At 59.2% G+C, this 3,757-nt stretch carries 1 protein-coding gene; it reads right to left on the bottom strand.

Going from position 1 to position 3,757, the window contains the following annotated elements:
• Positions 1–3,757: beta strand repeat-containing protein (locus ACPUER_RS36010; protein WP_425133486.1), on the bottom strand; the 3,757-nt coding region annotated here is incomplete at both ends.

Raw genomic sequence — 3,757 nt, 5'->3', positions numbered from 1 at the left:
TCCAGCGTGAAACTGAACGACGTTGCCGACGACGTATTGCCCGCGACATCGATCTGGCGAACTTGAACGTTGTTCGCACCTTCGACGGCGCTGAAGCTCGTACTCCAATGTGCACCGTTGTCGATGCTGTATTGAACGGTGGCGCCGGTTTCGATGCCGGAGAGATTCAACGTACCGACGTTGGTAACGTGATCGGCGGCATTGCTACCCGAGTCGGTAGTCAACGCGACACCGGGCGCAGCGGCCGACGTATCCAGCGTGAAACTGAACGACGTTGCCGACGACGTATTGCCCGCGACATCGATCTGGCGAACTTGAACGTTGTTCGCACCTTCGACGGCGCCGAAGCTCGTGTTCCAATGCGCGCCGTTGTCGACGCTGTACTGAACTGTGGCGCCGGTCTCGATGCCCGAGAGGTTCAGCGTGCCGACGTTGGTGATGTGGTCGGTGGAGCTGCTTCCGGAATCGCTCGTGAGCGCAACTCCGGGCGCGGCAGCCGAGGTATCGAGCGTGAAGCTGAGAGATGTAGCTAACGATGTGTTACCGGCCACGTCGATCTGCCGAACCTGCACGTTGTTCAACCCTTCGACGGCGCTGAAGCTCGTACTCCAATGCGCACCGCTATCGATACTGTACTGGACGGTTGCGCCGGTCTCGATGCCAGTGACGTTCAACGTACCGACATTGGTGATGTGATCAGTGGCGCTGCTACCGGAGTCACTCGTGAGCGCGACACCGGGCGCAGCCGCCGCCGTATCGAGCGTGAAACTGAACGCCGTCGGGGCGGACGTGTTGCCCGCGACATCGATCTGTCGAACCTGCACGTCGTTCACGCCTTCGACGGCGTTGAAGTTGGTGTTCCAGGTATGGCCGCCGTCGATCGAGTATTCGACAACTGCGCCAGTCTCCACACCAGACACGTTGAGTGTGCCGACGTTCGTGATGTGATCGCTGGCGTTGCTGCCGGAATCGGTAGTCAGTGCGACACCGGGCGCGGCGGCCGACGTATCGAGCGTAAAGCTGAAAGAAGTCGGATCCGATGTATTGCCTGCGACATCGGTCTGCCGGACCTGTACGTCGTTCACGCCTTCGATGGCATTGAAACTGGTTTTCCAGGTATGACCACCATCGGTCGAGTATTCGACGGTGGCGCCGGTTTCGACACCGGTGAGATTCAGCGTGCCGACGTTGGTAATGTGATCGTTGGCGTTGCTGCCGGAGTCAGTGGTCAGCGCGACACTTGGCGCAGCGGCAGAGGTATCGAGCGTGAAGTTGAACGAGGTCGAGGCGGACGTGTTGCCTGCGACATCGGTTTGTCGAACCTGCACGTCGTTCACGCCTTCGACGGCGTTGAAGCTGGTGTTCCAGGTATGGCCGCTATCGATCGAGTATTCGACAACTGCGCCAGTCTCCACACCAGAAACGTTGAGTGCACCGACGTTCGTGATGTGGTCGGTCGAGTTGCTACCGGAATCGCTCGTGAGTGCGACACCGGGCGCAGCGGCCGAGGTGTCGAGCGTGAAGTTGAACGAGGTCGGGGCGGACGTGTTGCCTGCGACATCGGTCTGCCGAATCTGTACGTCGTTCACGCCTTCGACAGCGCTGAAACTGGTGTTCCAGGTGTGGCCACCATCGATCGAGTATTCGACAACTGCGCCAGTCTCCACACCAGACACGTTGAGTGTACCGACGTTGGTGATGTGGTCGGTAGCGTTGCTGCCTGAATCGGCGGTTAGTGCAACACCGGGCGCGGCGGCCGAGGTATCGAGCGTGAAGCTGAATGAAGTCGGATCCGACGTATTGCCTGCGATATCGGTCTGCCGAACCTGTACGTCGTTCACGCCTTCGACGGCGTTGAAGTTGGTGTTCCAGGTATGGCCGCCGTCGGTCGAGTATTCGATCGTGGCGCCGGTTTCAACACCCGTAAGATTCAACGTACCGACATTGGTGACGTGGTCGGTGGCACTGCTGCCGGAATCGGTAGTCAGAGCGACACCGGGAGCAGCGGCCGAGGTATCGAGCGTGAAGCTGAATGAAGTCGGGCCTGAAGTATTGCCTGCGACATCGGTTTGCCGGACCTGTACGTCGTTCACGCCTTCGACCGCGTTGAAACTGGTGTTCCAAGTATGACCACCATCGGTCGAGTATTCGATCGTGGCGCCAGTTTCAACACCGGTGAGATTCAACGTACCGACATTGGTGATGTGATCGTTGGCGTTGCTGCCGGAGTCAGTGGTCAGCGCGACACTTGGCGCAGCGGCCGAGGTGTCGAGCGTGAAGTTGAACGAGGTCGGGGCGGACGTGTTGCCTGCGACATCGGTCTGCCGAACCTGTACGTCGTTCACGCCTTCGACGGCGTTGAAACTGGTGTTCCAGGTATGACCGCCATCGATCGAGTATTCGACGGTGGCGCCAGTTTCAACACCGGTGAGATTCAACGTGCCGACGTTGGTGATGTGGTCGGTCGAGCTAGTGCCGGAATCGGCGGTCAATGCGACGCTGGGCGCGGCGGCCGAGGTATCAAGCGTGAAGCTGAATGAAGTCGGATCAGATGTATTGCCTGCGACATCGGTATGCCGAATCTGTACGTCGTTCACGCCTTCGACGGCGTTGAAACTGGTGTTCCAGGTATGGCCGCCATCGGTCGAGTATTCGACAACTGCGCCAGTCTCCACACCAGACACGTTGAGTGTGCCGACATTCGTGATGTGATCGCTGGCGTTGCTGCCGGAATCGGTGCTCAACGCAATACCCGGTGCAGCGGCCGAGGTATCGAGCGTAAAGCTGAACGAGGTCGGGTCAGACGTGTTGCCCGCGACATCGGTTTGCCGAATTTGTACATCGTTCATGCCTTCGACGGCGTCGAAACTGGTGTTCCAGGTATGACCACCATCGGTCGAGTATTCGACAACTGCGCCAGTCTCCACACCAGACACGTTGAGTGTGCCGACGTTGGTGATGTGGTCGGTAGCGTTGCTGCCTGAGTCGGCGGTCAGTGCAACACCCGGTGCAGTGGCCGAGGTATCGAGCGTAAAGCTGAAAGAAGTCGGATCCGACGTATTGCCTGCGATATCGGTCTGCCGAACCTGTACGTCGTTCACGCCTTCGACGGCATTGAAACTGGTGTTCCAGGTATGACCACCATCGGTCGAGTATTCGATCGTGGCGCCGGTTTCAACACCCGTAAGATTCAGCGTGCCGACGTTGGTGATGTGGTCGGTCGAGCTAGTGCCGGAATCGGCGGTCAATGCGACGGTGGGCGCGGCGGCCGAGGTATCGAGTGTGAAGCTGAGCGAGGTCGGGTCCGACGTGTTGCCCGCGACATCGATCTGTCGAACCTGCACATTGTTCAGTCCTTCGACGGCGCTGAAACTCGTGTTCCAGTGCGCACCGTTGTCGATGCTGTATTGAACTGTGGCGCCGGTCTCGACGCCCGAGAGGTTCAACGTACCGACGTTGGTGAAGTGGTCGGTGGCATTGCTGCCGGAATCGGTGGTCAGTGCAACACCCGGCGCAGAAGCCGCCGTATCGAGCGTGAAACTGAACGCCGTCGGGGCGGACGTGTTGCCCGCGACATCGATCTGTCGAACCTGCACGTCGTTCACGCCTTCGACGGCGTTGAAGCTGGTGTTCCAGGTGTGGCCGCCATCGATCGAGTATTCGATGGTGGCGCCAGTTTCAACACCGGTGAGATTCAACGTACCGACATTGGTGATGTGATCGTTGGCGTTGCTGCCGGAGTCAGTGGTCAGCGCGA

The sequence above is a fragment of the Burkholderia sp. DN3021 genome (assembly GCF_049805555.1).
Taxonomy (GTDB): Bacteria; Pseudomonadota; Gammaproteobacteria; order Burkholderiales; family Burkholderiaceae; genus Burkholderia; species Burkholderia pyrrocinia_C.
Note: the sequence above shows the minus strand (reverse complement) of the source record. Positions and strands in the feature narration are given on the sequence as shown.